General features: G+C 60.6%; 15 protein-coding genes. 4 read left to right on the top strand and 11 right to left on the bottom strand.

The genetic code is table 11. From position 1 onward, the window contains the following. Nucleotides 1-89: 89 nt before the first annotated feature. The gene (locus KZJ38_RS28305; protein WP_219803358.1) at nucleotides 90-353 is read left to right on the top strand and encodes a helix-turn-helix domain-containing protein; all 264 of its coding nucleotides are present in this window, start codon (nucleotides 90-92) and stop codon (nucleotides 351-353) included. Between the two features lie 3 nt (nucleotides 354-356). Beyond that, nucleotides 357-1,730 carry a type II toxin-antitoxin system HipA family toxin gene (locus KZJ38_RS28300; protein WP_219803356.1) on the top strand — a complete coding sequence of 458 codons (1,374 nt, stop codon included), beginning with the start codon at nucleotides 357-359 and terminating at the stop codon, nucleotides 1,728-1,730. Between the two features lie 8 nt (nucleotides 1,731-1,738). Here KZJ38_RS28300 and KZJ38_RS28295 read toward each other — a convergent pair whose 3' ends face one another. From KZJ38_RS28295 to KZJ38_RS28265, 7 genes are all read right to left on the bottom strand, one after another. Beyond that, nucleotides 1,739-3,139 carry an amidase family protein gene (locus KZJ38_RS28295; RefSeq protein WP_219803355.1) on the bottom strand — a complete coding sequence of 467 codons (1,401 nt, stop codon included), beginning with the start codon at nucleotides 3,137-3,139 and terminating at the stop codon, nucleotides 1,739-1,741. Between the two features lie 150 nt (nucleotides 3,140-3,289). Continuing rightward, entirely contained in the window at nucleotides 3,290-4,564 is a 1,275-nt protein-coding gene (locus KZJ38_RS28290; protein WP_219803353.1) for a multidrug effflux MFS transporter, read from the bottom strand. Nucleotides 4,565-4,841: 277 nt separating this feature from the next. Further along, nucleotides 4,842-5,762, bottom strand: coding sequence for a pirin family protein (locus tag KZJ38_RS28285; RefSeq protein ID WP_219803351.1), 921 nt, complete (start codon nucleotides 5,760-5,762; stop codon nucleotides 4,842-4,844). Continuing rightward, nucleotides 5,759-6,019: a hypothetical protein gene (locus KZJ38_RS28280; protein WP_219803350.1), complete on the bottom strand. Its 261-nt coding sequence runs from the start codon at nucleotides 6,017-6,019 to the stop codon at nucleotides 5,759-5,761. The genes KZJ38_RS28285 and KZJ38_RS28280 overlap by 4 nt, the downstream gene beginning before the upstream one ends. A gap of 369 nt (nucleotides 6,020-6,388) precedes the next feature. Further along, nucleotides 6,389-7,375, bottom strand: a complete 987-nt coding sequence (locus KZJ38_RS28275) for a helix-turn-helix domain-containing protein (RefSeq protein WP_219803348.1) — start codon at nucleotides 7,373-7,375, stop codon at nucleotides 6,389-6,391. 656 nt (nucleotides 7,376-8,031) lie between these two features. Continuing rightward, nucleotides 8,032-9,366, bottom strand: coding sequence for a PQQ-dependent sugar dehydrogenase (locus KZJ38_RS28270; RefSeq protein ID WP_219803346.1), 1,335 nt, complete (start codon nucleotides 9,364-9,366; stop codon nucleotides 8,032-8,034). Next, on the bottom strand, nucleotides 9,359-9,805 hold the full coding sequence (locus KZJ38_RS28265; RefSeq protein ID WP_219803344.1) for a DUF2231 domain-containing protein: 447 nt from the start codon (nucleotides 9,803-9,805) through the stop codon (nucleotides 9,359-9,361). The genes KZJ38_RS28270 and KZJ38_RS28265 overlap by 8 nt, the downstream gene beginning before the upstream one ends. A 251-nt stretch (nucleotides 9,806-10,056) precedes the next feature. On the opposite strand from KZJ38_RS28265, the gene KZJ38_RS28260 reads away from it, so the two are divergent. Next, nucleotides 10,057-10,209, top strand: a complete 153-nt coding sequence (locus KZJ38_RS28260) for a hypothetical protein (RefSeq protein ID WP_219803343.1) — start codon at nucleotides 10,057-10,059, stop codon at nucleotides 10,207-10,209. A 23-nt stretch (nucleotides 10,210-10,232) separates the two neighbouring features. Here the strand turns inward: KZJ38_RS28260 and KZJ38_RS28255 are convergent, their stop codons facing one another. The 4 genes from KZJ38_RS28255 to KZJ38_RS28240 form a co-directional block, all read right to left on the bottom strand. Further along, nucleotides 10,233-10,574: an FmdB family zinc ribbon protein gene (locus tag KZJ38_RS28255; RefSeq protein ID WP_219803341.1), complete on the bottom strand. Its 342-nt coding sequence runs from the start codon at nucleotides 10,572-10,574 to the stop codon at nucleotides 10,233-10,235. A 63-nt stretch (nucleotides 10,575-10,637) separates the two neighbouring features. After that, entirely contained in the window at nucleotides 10,638-11,156 is a 519-nt protein-coding gene (locus KZJ38_RS28250; protein ID WP_219803339.1) for an AmiS/UreI family transporter, read from the bottom strand. Between the two features lie 38 nt (nucleotides 11,157-11,194). Next, nucleotides 11,195-12,421 carry a formamidase gene (fmdA, locus tag KZJ38_RS28245; RefSeq protein ID WP_219803337.1) on the bottom strand — a complete coding sequence of 409 codons (1,227 nt, stop codon included), beginning with the start codon at nucleotides 12,419-12,421 and terminating at the stop codon, nucleotides 11,195-11,197. A gap of 114 nt (nucleotides 12,422-12,535) precedes the next feature. Then, nucleotides 12,536-13,723 carry a helix-turn-helix transcriptional regulator gene (locus tag KZJ38_RS28240; RefSeq protein ID WP_219803336.1) on the bottom strand — a complete coding sequence of 396 codons (1,188 nt, stop codon included), beginning with the start codon at nucleotides 13,721-13,723 and terminating at the stop codon, nucleotides 12,536-12,538. Between the two features lie 455 nt (nucleotides 13,724-14,178). Between KZJ38_RS28240 and KZJ38_RS28235 the strand changes: the two genes are divergently transcribed. After that, entirely contained in the window at nucleotides 14,179-15,381 is a 1,203-nt protein-coding gene (locus KZJ38_RS28235; RefSeq protein WP_219803334.1) for a porin, read from the top strand. Nucleotides 15,382-15,451: the final 70 nt, after the last annotated feature.

Genomic DNA, 15,451 nt, shown 5'->3' with positions numbered 1-15,451 from the left:
AAGCATATTCCAAGATTATTTCTCACACGCATATTTGCTGTTTATTCCTATCACACATATAATGGGTTTATGCCTCACAGGAATACTTTATGAAGATCATCGTAAGCACCACAAGTCAGATGAGCGAAATCCTGCTGACAGCCAGGCGTGCAACAGGTCTGACACAAGCCGAGGCAGCGGCGAGACTTCGTGTGGGTCAGCCCCGGCTCTCATCGCTCGAAACGACGGCTACCGCGTCGATTTCACTTGACCAGCTCCTCACACTTTTCGCGCTCTATGGGCTCGAGTTGTGCGTGAAGTCACGTGCGTCGCAAGGACCTGCGAGCGCGGGCACCGAACAGACGGAGTGGTAAGACGTGGCACGTAAATCTCACTCGCGCGCGCTTTCGATCTGGGCCAACGGGGAACACGTCGGGTTGTGGGTTATCCCGGCATCGGGAGAAATGGAACTGCGCTACGCGTCCAGCTGGATGCACTCCCCCGTCGGCCGTCCCCTGTCCCTCTCCTTGCCCTTCGGGGTAGACGAGCGGCCGCTCAAGGGTGCGCCTGTTCAAAACTATTTCGACAATCTATTGCCCGACACGCCTGAGATTCGCAAACGCATCGCCACGCGCTTTAAGACAGAAACGGTCGAATCGTTCGACCTTCTGAAAGCGGTCGGACGCGATTGTATCGGCGCCGTACAGTTGCTCGGCGAAGACGAGGAGCCGCAGCGGGTCAACAAGGTCGACGGCACACCGCTCTCCGACGACGATATTGAACTCATACTTCAACGCACGTTGGGAACAGACCCGCTGTGGACCGAAGATGGTAACGACAACTTTCGTATCTCGCTTGCCGGCGCTCAGGAAAAGACCGCGTTGCTTCGCTCAGGCGATAAGTGGCTTTTGCCGCACGGCTCCACACCGACTACACATATCCTGAAGCTTCCCATCGGATTCATCGGGAACGGGAAGGTAGACTTCAACACGTCAGTCGAAAACGAGTGGCTCTGTCTTGCGATCCTGCGCGCGTTCGGTCTGCCAGTTGCCAACGCCGACATCATGACCTTCGGTCGTCAGAAGGTGTTGTGCGTCGAACGATTCGACCGCCTCTACTCGGAGCGCCGCCGCGCGTGGCTACGCCTGCCTCAGGAGGACTTCTGCCAGGCGCTCGGCGTCGCACCGCACATGAAGTACGAAGACCAGGGTGGACCGGGAGTCCGGTCGATTGCAAAGATCCTGCAGCATTCCATGCGCGCCGAATACGACCTCGCGACCTTCATGTGCGCGCACATCCTGTTCTGGATGCTTGCCGCGCCGGACGGTCATGCAAAAAATTTCAGCATCCGGCTACTTGCGCGCGGCCGCTTCGAAATGACGCCGCTCTACGACGTGATGTCGATCTGGCCGGTGGAAGGCGATGCGCTCAACCAGTGGTCGTGGCATAAAGCCAAACTCGCAATGGCCATGTGCGGCACGAGCGGAAAGCACTACAGAATGCGCGACGTCGTGCGCCGTCACTTCAACCACACCGCTCAGCTATGTCACTACGGGCCCGATGCCGAGCCACTCATTACCGGCGTTCTTGAGCGCACGCCCGGAGTTATCGAGTCAGTTTCATCGTCACTGCCGCCCGGTTTCCCGCAGCGCGTGGCGTCGCGCATCTTCAAAGGCCTGCGCGACTCTGCGGCGCGCCTGGAAGCGATGCCACCCAACGGAATCGCCGCCGCCTCGCGACGGCGCCGCTAACCCCGCCCCTATTCCGCCGGATCAACCGGAGCAACCGGCGCACCACGTTCCTCGATCGCCTTGCCCGCGAGCAGACACAAATCCTCGCGAAAATGCCCGGCGACAATCTGCACGCCGACCGGCACGGAGCCGGCCATGCCGGTCGACACGACGAGCCCCGGCAACCCCATCGTCGGCAGCGCGCGCATCGTCAGCTGTGCTTCCCAGACGCGCTGAAAAGTCGCGTTGCCCTGCATGTCGAGATCGTCGGGAAACGGCAGTTCGCCCGATACCGGCAGCAGCAGCACCGGGTAGCGCGACAGGAAACGCCGCCACTCGCGCGTCAAGGTCGTGCGCCGCACGAGCGCACGGTTAAGCGCGTCGGCAGGCATCGCCTCGACCGTCGCGCGCACGCCTTCGACCACCGCACGCGCGCCTGGGTCGCCGTCGCGCGCCACGGCTTCGACGAGTGCCGGATACCCGTCGCCGAGCCACATACGTTCCTGTACTTCGGCGGCATCGCGAATCAGCGGCGTGTCGTCGATCTGTTCGACCGTCCATCCGGCATCGGCCAGACGCCGCCCGGCATCGAGCAACGCGTCTTCCACTTCCTTCGCGATCGTCATGCCGCCCGGGCGTAGACAAAGCGCCGCCGTGAGCGGCACCTTCGGGCCGTCGAAAGGAACCGGCACCCACCACGGGTCGCGCAGATCGGGCGCCGACATCGCGATCAACGCCAACCGCAAATCGTCGACCGTGCGCGCGATCGGCCCCGCGGACGACATCAGCTGCGCGCCGATCGGACGCTCCGGCGACGACGCATTGAACGCCGGAACGCGCCCGATGCCGGGCTTGATGCCATGCACGCCGCACGCGTACGCCGGATAGCGAACCGAACCGCCGATGTCCGTGCCGAGCGCGATGTGCCCGATACCGGCCGTCACCGCTGCCGCGGCGCCGCCGCTCGATCCGCCGGGCGTCAACGACCGGTTGCGCGGATTGTAGGTGTGACCGTGAATCTGGTTGCTCGTGAACCAGCGCAGCGCAAACGTGGGCGAGTTCGTGCGGCCGAGCAGCACGGCGCCCGCGCGCACGAGGTTATCGACGACAGGACTGTTGAATTCCGCCACCAGGTTTTCCTGCAGACGGGTGCCGTTCGTTGTCGCGAAGCCCGCCTGATCGACGTTGATCTTCGTCGTGACCAATACGCCCGCCAGCGGGCCCGGGTCTTCGCCGCGCGCAATGGCGCTATCGATGCGATCCGCCTGTTCGTACACCGATTCGGGGCGATGGGCAATCACCGCATTGATACGTGGATTCACCGCATCGAGCCGCTTGAGTGCATCTTCAGCGGCTTCCCGCGCGGACACTTCGCGACTGCGAACGCGCCGCGCGAGTTCAGTTGCCGATAAACGCCAGAGTTCAGACATGATCACGCTCCTAATGTTGGGTACACCGGCTACGCCATCGATGACTCTTACGTCCCTTACGCTTCTTTTAAATCTCTTACGGGCCTTTAAATCTCTTACGTGCCATTTGGCCGCTACGCCGCTCAAGCCGCCGAAGCCGACTTGAAGCGCTTAAGCCGCCTCGCCGCTGCGGCGCCCCATGCCTTCGTTCTGCAATTGCGCAAGGTGCCGCAGCAGCTTCGTCACCATCACGACCACCGTGAACGCAAGGATCACGAAGAACAGCGCGAGCGGCGTCAGCACATGCACGGAGACGAAACCGGCAAGCCCCATCATCGCGGCCGACACGAGCAGCAGCGCGCAGCCGAGAATGGCGGCCGTCAAGCCCGCGATATGCGGAAACAGCGAGTTGCCTTTGGCCATCAGCGTCGGATACATCGCGCCGGCGCAAAGGCCCATCACGAGCACCGGTACCGCAAGTGTCCAGACGCGCAGCCCGACCGTCAACGCCAGCAGCAACATCACGACCGACGTGCCGGCCATGACGAGCGCGCCGATGCGCAGGCGCTGCTCGGGAGTCGGCAAACGCGGGCCATGAATGCGGTTCGACAGGCCGCCGATAAAGTACGCCATGCCGATGCCGAGCGCGAGATAGCCGAAATACGTCGGCGGCTTATGCAGCGTGTTCTGCACCATGAACGGACCGACGATATTGAAGACGAGCAGGATGCTGTAGCAGATGCCCTGCGCGAGAAAACAGCTCTGAAACACCGGGCTCGACAGCACCTTGCGTGCGTTGACCACGAGCGTGCGCATCTCCAGACGGACGGGCTGCGGCAAGGTCTCCTCATAACGCCACCACACCGCCCACATCAACAATGAATAGACGAGCAGAAAAACGAGGCACGAATGCCAGCCGAACCACGTCTGCAGATGCGCGCCGATCACCGGCGCGATAATCGGCGCCAGCCCCCACGCGATCGAAAGATACGTGAATGCATGCATGAGCGCCTGACCGGAAAACGAGTCGGTGGTGATCGCCTTGGCAAGCAGGTTCGTCGTGGCGATGCCGAAGCCCTGTAAACAGCGTGCAAGCACAAAGGTTTCGAGATTCGTCGCGGCAAGCGACAGCAGGCAGCCGATCGTGTACACGATCAACCCGAACGCGAGCACGCGCTTGCGCCCATACGCATCGGCAACGGGCCCGAAAACAAGCTGACCGAATGCGTAGGCCGCCATAAAGCCGGATACGCTCGACTGGATCGCCTGCGGCGAGGTCTGGAAATAGCGCGCCATCGCCGGTAGGGCCGGCACGTAGATATCGATGGCGAGCTGGCCTGCCGACGTAAACAGGCACGTCAGGAAGATCAGGAAGCGCTGCGAGTTCTTGGAACGCGGGGAAAAGGCACTGGAGGACGGATGGGTGGCTGGATTGTCGTCTTTCATTGAAAGCATCGTGGAAGCGGATCGCGGCGACGGCGCGCCACGCGGCCTTAGCGTCAAATGACGATCAGATGCGCATTGAAGCCGCATATTTGCGTCGAAGACCGATATTGTGCCTGAGCTTTCGCAAACGGACCCGAGTCCCCACGGCCCGCGCAGGGCATTCAATCAGACGCGCGGTGTCTTCACGGATGTTTCCGGGAGGTGCTTTCTGGCTTTCTGGCTTTCTGGCTTTCTGGCTTTCTGGCTTTCTGGCTTTCTGGCTTTCTGGCTTTCTGGACTAGCGGCGGCTTCGCATCTTCTGCATTGCGCTTTCCCATTGCTCGGCAGGGAGCCGCCCCTGCGCATTCAATTGCTCGCCAAGGCGCGCGATTTCATCTTCTGCCTGCCGCAGCGCGGCAAGGCTCGTGTGTACCGACGAGTGGCTCTCGACAATATCGTGCGGACTGAACCGCGCGGAGCCAAGAATAAAACTGCAAGCGTTGCGCGCGACGAGGTTCACGCTTTGCGAAGCGCGCTCGAACACGGCGAGTTCACCTTCGCGTACGGATTCGCCGGCATCGAGCGAACCCGCGCAGACCATCATCCACAACACGTCGTGGGATTCGGGAGGATCGTAGTGCCACTTATCGCCTTCTCCGAGTTCGACATAAAGGCACGTGGCGGCCACGGGCGCGGGCCATACGCTTTCAGTTCCGTTAAAGCGCCCTAAAAGAACCCGTGCGGCGCCTTCGGCCGGCGTGTTCCGTGCGTCGATAAACGCTTCGGCCGGCGGAGCAAGTTCGTGCTCGGGCGGCAGCGCGAACCACATCAGATAGCCGCAGGTCGGTTCAATCGTGCTGACCGGGCCGCCGTGCCAGATGCCGTGTCCCGCCATCAGCCACTCGACCGAACCACGCTGCAGGACTTTCGGTCTGCCTTTGCTGTCGACCGAATGCAGCGTGCCTTCAACGATCACCGCGAGCGATGCGATACCCGAATGCGGATGCATTGGGTAGTTAAAGGTTGCCTTTTCGGGCACGCTGTAACGTGCAAGCATGACGAAGGGTTTCATCGATTGCCCGAGATCCGAAGGGCCGACGAACTGTGTAATCGGCCCATTCGTTCTGCCCTTGGTGCGGGTGACGATCTTGCGGCGCTGGTGCTGCTGTTGCTCCGTTAGCGCTCGCGGCGCACTGTGTGAATCTCCTGTTTCGCTCACGACACCTCCACATCCGCGCTATTGACCCAGCGACAAACGAGTGCACCATCGACGGTCCGAATCCACGTTGCCTTGAGCTTCATCGACCTTGTCGAATCGACTGGGCGAGCCTCAGGCAATGCTGGGACGCGCTGCAAACCAAACAGTTCCGTTTTCGTCGACGCCGGCCTTGGGGTCGTGCCAATCGGCGCCGCCCGCACCACCGCATGCAGCGAGACCGGAATATCGGCACTGCGCCGGGTGATCATCTTCTCCATACTCACCTCCGTATTCGAACGCAGCCGGCGTGCTTAACACCTTGCCGGCCCTATACAGTTTTTATGAGCAGAAAGCCTTTCCGGGCCGCACGGCATTCGGACAAGGCAACCTGTCGCCGAATCGAACCGGACGTTCGATCAGGCGCGCCCTCCGGTGCGCGGAAAGGGAATACGTAAAAGACGATCGGCGCACTTGAATCCAGAACAGGCGGCATATGACGGCTATTCCGAATCATTGGACAAGCTAATTTTTTTCCTTCTACTCTTGCCTACAAAATTTCTGGCGTGTTCCAGGACTAGCCTGGTGTACGCGAAGCGCGCCGATCGTCTGCGAAGGACGGTATGAGAAAAGCGTGAGAAATGACTTGATCAGTTGGCCGGATCATCTTCGAACTTGCGTTCGATCTTGAGGCCGGAGGTCGCCGCGACACGCGGCGAAACGCCGAAGCGTTGCCTGAACGCGCGGCTGAAATGCGCGGCATTCAGGAAGCCGCAGCGGTAAGCAATTTCCTTGATATGCAAACGCCGCTCGCTCGAACGTGTGAGCAGTTCCGCAGCGAGTTCGAGACGATGACACAGCACGTAGCGCATCAGTGAATGGCCATCCGCGCGAAACAGACGATGCAGATGCGCTTCCGAAGTCCCCACCGCGGTTGCAACGAGTCTCACACTGAGATCGACATTGCCGATGTTCTGCGAGATGAAGCGCTTCGCGCGCAGCAGCGTCGCGCTGCTGCTGCGCCGGCTCGCGAGCCCGTAGGGATCGTCGATGATCACGCTGAAGATGTCGAGCAGATGCTCGCCTTGCCGGCGACGCAGCTCGATACTCGTATGCCCGCTTTGCCGGCCGATCAGCGCAACGGTTTCGCACACCGCGCGCACGTCCGGTTCGGCCATGTCCGGCGTCAGCAATCCAAGCCGCCGTTCGCGAAAGCCGCCCCGATCCGCGAGAACCTTGCGCGGAATTCTGAGCACGATGGCATCGGAGTGCTGATCGAAGTGTTGGATATGCGGCACGTCCAGATCGACCAGCAACATGCTGTCGGCGCCGAGGCTGTGCTTCTGCCCATTCGCTTCGATCGTCGCCCCTCCGGAACGGATCATGGCCAGATACACGAACCGTTCGGTGTAAGTCGAATCGGGCGTCAACGACAGATTGCCGACTTCGAGCAGCATCAACCCGAGCGGACCGAGGCTCCAGTTGCGCACGGTCGAGTCGCCGGGTCCGCCGGGTCCGAACTGAACCAGCATGCCGTCGACGCGAAACGCTTCCTGGTGCCGGCGATCGGCAGGGTCTGCGCCGGTGCGGACACCGCTCACCTCGAATGGGCCGATTGCGGCGCGCTCAGTTTCCATGTGCTTCAACGACAGAAACGCACGGCTGTTTAATAGCGATATTGGGCATTCGATCCATTTTTAAGAAGCAGCACACCTGAATTTTGATGGAATCAGTCAACGCGCTGCGACGATAAGGCAAATGGGATTTCATTCGCGTGGCAAGCGGCAAGGCCTGCAGGCCTGAACTTCGCGCGACTGCAACAGATCCGATTGCGTTCAGGCGGCTGCAAGTCAATGCAATGCAGTTGACGGGCGAAGACTAGCGGTCATATAGATGTGCTGTCAACGGAGAAGCCTTTGCCATTAGCTCATGCGTGACATACCGATACTTGCGGTAAAGAGTTTTAAGAGTGCATAAGCATTCTGGATTGCATTGGTATGGACCGCAGATCGTTGAACCGCACGTGCAATAACGTGTGGCGCGAGTGCGCTATCGATTTCTTACGACTCGCGTTTCGACTCGCTTTTGACTGGGCATCGCCAGAAATTGACTAACGCTCGCAATTGATCAGGTTGCAATGGAACATGCATGAATTGCGCATGCCTTTATGTGCAACCGGTCGCGAAGCGCGACGGTTTCGCCCGCGACTGATGGAGACCCGATGCCCGCCACTCGCGCGTGAGCATCGAGGTCCCGCCCCTCCGTTTTTACTTTGCCGTTCCAGCGTCCCCTTCTAGCTGCCCGCTTTCGTCACGCGCCAGACCGCGTTGCCGACATCGTCCGCGATGATCAGCGCGCCGTCCTTGCCTTGAGCGAGTCCAACCGGCGCACCGCGCAGCTCCTTCTGATCGCCCGACGCAAAGCCCGTGACGACAGGCTTCGGATCCCCGACAGGTTTGCCGTTATCGAATGCGACATAAGCGACCTGATAGCCGCTTAGTGGCGAACGGTCCCAGCTGCCGTGCTCGCCGATAAACGCGCCGCCGTGATATTGCGCGGGCAGATCGTTCCCTGTGTAAAACAGCAGCCCAAGCGGCGCGACGTGCGAACCGATCGCGTAGTCCGGCTTGATCGCCTTGGCGACGAGATCGGGGCGCTGCGGCTGCGCGCGCGGATCGACGTGCTGGCCATAGTAGCTGTACGGCCAGCCGTAGAAAGCGTTCTCCTGCACCGACGTTAGATAGTCAGGAACGAGGTCCGCGCCGATTTCATCGCGCTCGTTTGCAATGGCCCACAACTGCCCCGTCTTCGGTTCCCATTGCAGCCCGGTCGGATTGCGTATCCCCGCCGCATAGATGCGGCTGCCGCCGGTCGCGATATCCACTTCGAGCACGTCCGCGCGCCGGTATTCGACATCGAGACCGTTTTCCCCGACATTGCTGTTCGAGCCGACACCGACAAAGAGCTTCTTGCCGTCCGGGCTCGCAAGCAGCGCCTTGGTCCAGTGGTGATTGATCGTATCGGGAAGATCGGCAAGCTCGACGCCGCGCTCCGCAATATGCGTTTCGCCGGTCTTGTACGGAAATTTGAGGATCGCATCGGTATCGGCCACGTAAAGCGTATCGCCGACCAGTTGCATGCCGAACGGCGAATGCAGATTGTCGATAAACACGTATTTGTCCCACTGTCCGCTGCCGTCGTTGCGCTCGCGCAGCAATGAGATGCGATTGGCGCCCTTGGCCTTTTTACCGGAACGTCCTTCGATCAGGCCTGCGATCAGCTGCTTCGGCGTGGTCACCGCTTCTTCATTCGGGCTATTCGATTCGGCAACCAGAATATCGCCGTTTGGCAGCGTGTAAACCTGGCGCGGATGCGTGAGCCCCGACGCGATCTTCTCGATCTTCAGGCCTTGGGCGACCTTCGGCTCCTCGCCATTCTTCCAGCCGACGAACTTCGGCACCTGCATCGGCGGTGTCAGGAAATTCCGCTCGGCCGGCAACGGCGGATTGGCGCCGTACTGATGCTCGTCGTCATACCGTGCGTGGTCGTTGCATCCGCTGACGAGCGCCGCTACAGCGATAGCGAGCGCGCCCCTGGCGAAGGTGCCCCTTGATGTGAGCTTATTCATGCGCCACCTCCCTCAAACCGACCTTATCGACTGCGATTGCAATATGCGCGATGCTTAGCAATGCGACCGTGATGACCGACAGAATCACATTGAGCGGAACCATCGCATAGGCATCGCGGCTATGCACGAATGCATTGACGATGGCGGCGGCGATGCCAAGCAGGTTGAGCCAGAAGTCGAGCTTCTCGATGCTCGTGACCGGAAAGCGCGACGGCGCAAACCACACGTGGCAAAGATTGATCAGGCGCGGAATGATCGCGAAGAACAATCCGACCGTAACGAGCCATGCTGCGCCCTTTCCCCAGAACACATTGCGGGTGGTTGCGTAAGTCACGTCGAAAATCAGCGTGCCGACAAAGAGGCCATACGGAATGGGGTTTAACAGATCGAAGATCGCGGTCGCAAACCTCGACCGGTAAGTGGGGATGATCGTACTCATGGATCGGCATGTCCTAGGGGGTGGAGATGCCGATGCGTACGCACACACCATGCCCGAGCCATTCAGAATGCCGTCAGGGGCTCAGTGGGCTAATTGACATGCATAGACTGACGCGCATAGGCGCACGCATGCCTGTGCTAATGCCGGGCACAGCGTCTGCTGCGTGAATCGAAGTGCCGTGGGGATTGATGGCCTCAGTCGAAGCCTCAGTCGACCACGTGCATCAACACGCATCACGCGAGGAGGAAAAGATGAAACGCTTCGCTTACGTTGTCGTTGCAACTGCCGCGCTCGCATTCGGTGTCGGCGCCTGCAAGAAAGCGCACGACGCGGGCAACGACAGCATGAACGCGGGCCACAGCGGCATTTCGGCCGCTATCGGTCGATCAAGCGGTCAATCCTGAAGGCAAAAGCGCCGGCCCCTTCGTCAATGCCCGACCATGCTGCGATGGCGCGAACGGACCCACGGGCCCTCGCCAAGCGAGGTCTTCACACCGTGTGCATGCCCGGCATGACTATGCGCATGGCTATGACTGTCGTGCAGATCGAATTCGCCACGCGACATCACACGCGGCGCATGTGCGCTCTTCTCGTTACGCTGGCTACCGATCCGGTTATGCGGCGCCATATCGGCGAGAAACGGCGCCGTGATTGTTTTCGTCGACACGCGGCCGCATGTGGGGCACGTCGTCGGCGCATTCGACTGCGCCATCGGACGCATCATGCGGAACGGGCCGCAATCGGAGCACTGATAGTCGTAAATAGGCATGATCGTGTTTACCCCGCAAGGTTTGCCGCACAAAGCGCGACCAATAAGCGCTACCACGAAGCGCTACTTCAGTGCTCCCGAAAGCAGCAGATAGCCCGGTATCCAGCCGGTGAAGATCCCTTCCAGCACCGTTAGCCATCCTGTCATTTTCGCAATCGGCTTTTGCAGCGCGAGCAGCACGAAAAACAGAAACCACAAAATCGCCCAGGCGGCCCAGCACAGGCCGAACCAGACGCCCCAGAAGCTATGCGAGCCGACCAGCGTGTCGATGGCGACCGGTATCGCGGTCAGCGCGACGAACAGACTGAACCAGCCGAGCCCGCGCCCGTCAGCCTGTGCGTTGTTGCGATTGATCGCGACCCAGAAGTACGTGAACGTGAACAGCAAGGTGAGCGCCGCCGCCCGGATCGATGCCGCGTCGGCATCGGCAGCAAAGGCGAGTCGCAGCGCCACAAGAAGCGTCAGTCCGCCCGAAAACACGTTGATGATCCAGATCTCCTTGTCGCCGATGCGGCCAAGCAGCCACAGCCCGTTCAGAAACAGCACGGCTCCCACGTACAGCAGCGATAGACCGAGCAGCATGGCGCACCTCCCGCGAAGGCTTTCGTTTAGGTTCTGGTTTAGCTGGTCGTTGCAACTTTCACCGCGTTGACCTTCTTGCTTGGGCCTTTCGCATCCGGCCGTATGTCGAAATCGAAGATCGCGGTTGGAATCGCGAGCGTGCAGCAGGCGTTCGGAATATCGACGATGCCGCTGATGCGTCCTTCGACCGGCGCGGTGCCGAGAATGATGTAGGCCTGTTCGCCCGTATAGCCGAACTTCTTCAGGTATTCGATCGCATTCAGGCACGCGCGGCGATAGGCGACATGTGCGTCGAGATACAGTTGCTCGCCCGTGTGCTCATCAACGGATATGCCTTCGAACACGAGGTATTCGTCGAAATGCGGCTCGATCGGGCTCGGCCGGAAAATCGGATTCGTCACGCCATACTTGTTGATGCCGTCCTTGATCACGTCGACGCGTATATCGAGGAAGCCCGCCATTTCAATGGCGCCGCAGAACGTGATTTCACCGTCGCCTTGCGACCAGTGGATATCGCCCATCGAAAGTCCGCCGCCCTTTACATAGACGGGGAAATACACGCGCGAACCGCGCGACAGGTTCTTGATATCGCAATTGCCGCCATGTTCGCGCGGCGGCACCGTGCGCCACGCTTCCGCGGCGGCCGCTTTAGCTTCCGAAGCTTGCATCTGCCCCATCAGCGCGGTGTCCGCATACGGCGGCGCCAGCAGCGGCGGCACGCGTTCCGGGTTCGTCGCAAATAGCGCGGCCTCGCGCTTGTTCGCTTTTTCAAGCAGCGCGCGATCCGGCAGGCAGCCGATCAGACCCGGGTGGATAATGCCGGCCCATTGCACGTTCGGCACGTGCCGTGAAGTGGTGTAGATACCGTGGAAATCCCAGCAGGCCTTGCGTGCCTCGGGGAAGTGCTCGACAAGAAATCCGCCGCCGTTCGTCTTCGCAAAGATGCCCGTGAAGCCCCATGCCGATGCCGGTAGCGCGCCCACGTCGAGCAGGTCGACCACGAGCAGGTCGCCGGGCTCCGCCCCTTGCACACCGAATGGACCGCTTAGATAGTGCACGCGTGTCAGGTCGACATCGCGCACGTCGTTCGCGCTGTCGTCGTTATTGATCTGTCCTCCGGTCCAGTCGTAACACTCGACGCGAAACTCGTCACCCGGTTTGAACCACTCCACCATCGGTATGTCCGGGTGCCATCGGTTGTGGGTCTTCGTCACCTGATCTTCAGGCGCCTTGTCGAATTCGACGCGAAATGCCGTATCTGCCATGATCCGTCTCCTCGCACAAATACGATCCAATCGCTCATGCAGATCGAATCGTCGCTTCAAGGAGCGTAGATGCGCGGCCGGCAAATCGAATCACTTGCGCGGGTGATTCCGTGTTCACCTGTATGGGTGATGCACCGCCGGTTCGGCTGAGGCGGGCGGAATGCCGGGTGGAACACGATAAAGACGAAACAGATCGAGCTGGCTATGCACGCCGGTCTTCTTGAAGATCTGTTTGAGGTGCGTTTTGACGGTGTTTTCGGAGACGCTCAAGGTCCGCGCAACGATCGAAGGCCGCATGCCGCCGATCACGAGCTCGCCGACGCGCGCCTGCGCCGGCGTCAGATTGAACTCGCGCGAGAAGTGCAGGAAGCGCTCGCGCGCCTCGCCTTGCGCATCGACACGCATCACGCAGACCAGCGACGTCTTGCGCAAGGTCTGCGTGCCAAGCCCCTTGCCGATATAGCAGAGCCGCAGTTCCGCACGGCTTCCGCGCGCCGGCATTAACGTAAGCGGATGCGTATCGCAATCGCCGTTCGCGCCGAGCGCGCAGCATCGGCCGATTTCGTCGCGCAGCGCACGGTCGCAGAACGAGTCGACTGAAGCGAGCCGCCCCTCTTTCGTGCGCTGCAGCAGATCGGTGCCGAGCAAGCTCTCAGTTTCGGAGTTCTCGAACACGATATTGAGGTCGCTGTCGACGATCATCAGCGGCGGCAGTGCCTGCCGCACCGTCAGCGACAGCGCCTCGAGTTGCGTTCTGAAGGTGAAGAAGCCGTCCTGCGTTTCGAGCCCGAGCGCGATGTACGGCAGGATTTTCGCGAGCGCCTGCTGTTCGCGTTCGTCGAAGTCCGGTTGTTCGCGCGTGCGGTGGATCGATACAAGCGTCACATCGCTTTCGCGAGCCGACAGCACACCGGTGAGGCGTCTGAAGAGACGATGTGGGCGCAGCAGTTCGCGATAGTAGTCGGTGCGGATCAGATCGCTGTCGCTGATCGTCTCGGAGCCGACGATTACGGCGCCCGGCGTATAGCCGCGCCGCGCAAGAAAATACGGATTGGTCGGCGACATTTCCTCGTAGCTCGACCGCACGTCGATATTCGCAGGCGCCTGCGTCAGCAGCTTGCCGCGCGCGGCCTGGAAATCGTATTTGGCCAGCACGCTGCAGAAGCCGCCAATATGGTGATTCAACGTATCGAGCACGCTGCGCCACAGGTCCGGATGGGTCGCGGCCATCTGGATCGTATACAGCAGCGTCTCCAGCGGCGCTGCCGGGTTGCCGAATGCGGGTGGACGGATCCAGGCCATGGCAATGTTCTGTCGTCACTCGATGCGGGCGCGTCCCCTTTACGCTGAGGCGCAAATTCGAAGTCTGCGCAGCGAATTCTATAAACGAACGGGGCGTTTCGCCAGGACATGGAGCACGAAGAGGGGTATCTGGCGTTGCTTTTGTGCCGGTTATGTCAGACGTGATCGCGATGCAATACAACGCGACCCGTAACCTTGGCGAAGTCGCTGCGAAGCTCGCCCGGTCGCGTTCGCGCAACGCTTTCAATTACACATTCCTTACCACTTTGCACCATGGTCCGCCACACATGCCTTGCGGGCGCTCCTCTTCTTACAACGAGCAGTGCTGACTATTCACGCCGAATTTTTTGTTGACCGTTGAAGTATGCTGATACTCGTGCGACCGTGTATCAGCGCTATTCAACCATACTAAGCACTTTGCGGAATCGCGTCCGAATCGGCGACGGAGAAATCTCATGAGATGGCCACGTATTGCCGTTGCCGCATCGCTCCTCGCGGCGGGCGCCGCGCACGCGCAAAGCAGTGTCACGCTATACGGCATCATCGACACGAGCATCGTCTACAGCAACGACGCGCGCAAGAGCGCCGCCAACCCGTCGGCCGGCAGCGCCAGTCAGTGGCAGCTATTCGCGGGAAGTATCTACGTGCCGCGCTTCGGCTTGCGAGGATCCGAGGATCTGGGCGGCGGACTCAGTGCCGTATTCCAGCTGGAGAACGGCTTTAATTCGGTGAACGGCACGTTCAAGAACGGCGGCGATCTGTTCGGGCGCCAGGCATGGGTCGGCCTGAGCGCGAGCAAATACGGCACGCTGACGCTCGGGCGCCAGTACGACTTTATGGTGACCTACCTCACGCCGCTCAGCGCGACCGGTTCCGCGGGCTTCGCTGGAAACTTCGCGATGCACCCGTACGACAACGACAACCTGAACGCGGACATGCGCCTGAATAACTCGGTGAAGTTCGCGAGCGCGGCGTTCCATGGCGTCAAGGTCGGCGCGATGTACGCGTTCTCGAATCAGGCTGGCGGGTTCTCGAACAGCAATGCGTACAGCGCGGGCATCAGTTATTCGCTCGGACCGATCAACCTCGCGGCCGCGTACCTGCAGATCAATCGCGACGCGAACTCGCTGAACCCGACGGGCGCACTCAGCACAGCCGACGGCAACGCGTTGACGCTCGGTGGTCTGCAGCGGATGTACGGTGTAGGCGCGCAGTATATGTTTGGCAAGTCGTCGGTCGGCCTCTTATGGACGCATACGTCGACCGAGAGCCCGACCGCGCTCTGGTTCGGCGGCAGCACGGGCAATGGACCGCTGCCCGGTCCGTCGAACGGCGCGGGCAACTACATCAAATTCGACAACTTCGAGGTGAACGGCCGCTATTTCGTTAGACCGGATCTGAGCCTCGGCGCATCGTACGTGTACACGATGTCGACCTTCAATTCGAACACCGGCAACGCGTTTCCGCACTGGAACCAGGTCATGGCGCAAGTCGACTACCTGTTGTCGAAGCGCACTGATGTGTATCTTGAAGGCGTCTATCAGCGCGTCGGCGGCGGTAGTGGCATTCCGACGTTCGACGCCGGTATCTATACGCTGAACCCATCTACCGGAAACAAACAGGTGGCCGTCGCGATCGGCCTCAAGCATAACTTCTAGCCCGCGCCAAAGCCGTCGGACCCGATTGCCACTACAATCCGAGGTCCTGATCCGATAAACGCCATGGCGC

The organism is Paraburkholderia edwinii (assembly GCF_019428685.1).
GTDB lineage: Bacteria > Pseudomonadota > Gammaproteobacteria > Burkholderiales > Burkholderiaceae > Paraburkholderia > Paraburkholderia edwinii.
The sequence above is the reverse complement of the archived record's forward strand: the minus strand, read 5'-3'. Positions and strand labels throughout refer to the sequence as shown.

What these genes read in the sequence shown, in the direction of transcription:
- KZJ38_RS28305 (WP_219803358.1), top strand. Translation starts at nt 90, where the DNA reads ATGAAGATCATCGTAAGCACCACAAGTCAGATGAGCGAAATCCTGCTG.
- KZJ38_RS28280 (WP_219803350.1), bottom strand. Translation starts at nt 6,019, where the DNA reads ATGGAGAAGATGATCACCCGGCGCAGTGCCGATATTCCGGTCTCGCTG.
- KZJ38_RS28240 (WP_219803336.1), bottom strand. Translation starts at nt 13,723, where the DNA reads ATGGCCTGGATCCGTCCACCCGCATTCGGCAACCCGGCAGCGCCGCTG.
- KZJ38_RS28255 (WP_219803341.1), bottom strand. Translation starts at nt 10,574, where the DNA reads ATGCCTATTTACGACTATCAGTGCTCCGATTGCGGCCCGTTCCGCATG.
- KZJ38_RS28265 (WP_219803344.1), bottom strand. Translation starts at nt 9,805, where the DNA reads ATGAGTACGATCATCCCCACTTACCGGTCGAGGTTTGCGACCGCGATC.
- KZJ38_RS28290 (WP_219803353.1), bottom strand. Translation starts at nt 4,564, where the DNA reads ATGAAAGACGACAATCCAGCCACCCATCCGTCCTCCAGTGCCTTTTCC.
- KZJ38_RS28235 (WP_219803334.1), top strand. Translation starts at nt 14,179, where the DNA reads ATGAGATGGCCACGTATTGCCGTTGCCGCATCGCTCCTCGCGGCGGGC.
- KZJ38_RS28260 (WP_219803343.1), top strand. Translation starts at nt 10,057, where the DNA reads ATGAAACGCTTCGCTTACGTTGTCGTTGCAACTGCCGCGCTCGCATTC.
- KZJ38_RS28295 (WP_219803355.1), bottom strand. Translation starts at nt 3,139, where the DNA reads ATGTCTGAACTCTGGCGTTTATCGGCAACTGAACTCGCGCGGCGCGTT.
- fmdA (WP_219803337.1), bottom strand. Translation starts at nt 12,421, where the DNA reads ATGGCAGATACGGCATTTCGCGTCGAATTCGACAAGGCGCCTGAAGAT.
- KZJ38_RS28250 (WP_219803339.1), bottom strand. Translation starts at nt 11,156, where the DNA reads ATGCTGCTCGGTCTATCGCTGCTGTACGTGGGAGCCGTGCTGTTTCTG.
- KZJ38_RS28275 (WP_219803348.1), bottom strand. Translation starts at nt 7,375, where the DNA reads ATGGAAACTGAGCGCGCCGCAATCGGCCCATTCGAGGTGAGCGGTGTC.
- KZJ38_RS28270 (WP_219803346.1), bottom strand. Translation starts at nt 9,366, where the DNA reads ATGAATAAGCTCACATCAAGGGGCACCTTCGCCAGGGGCGCGCTCGCT.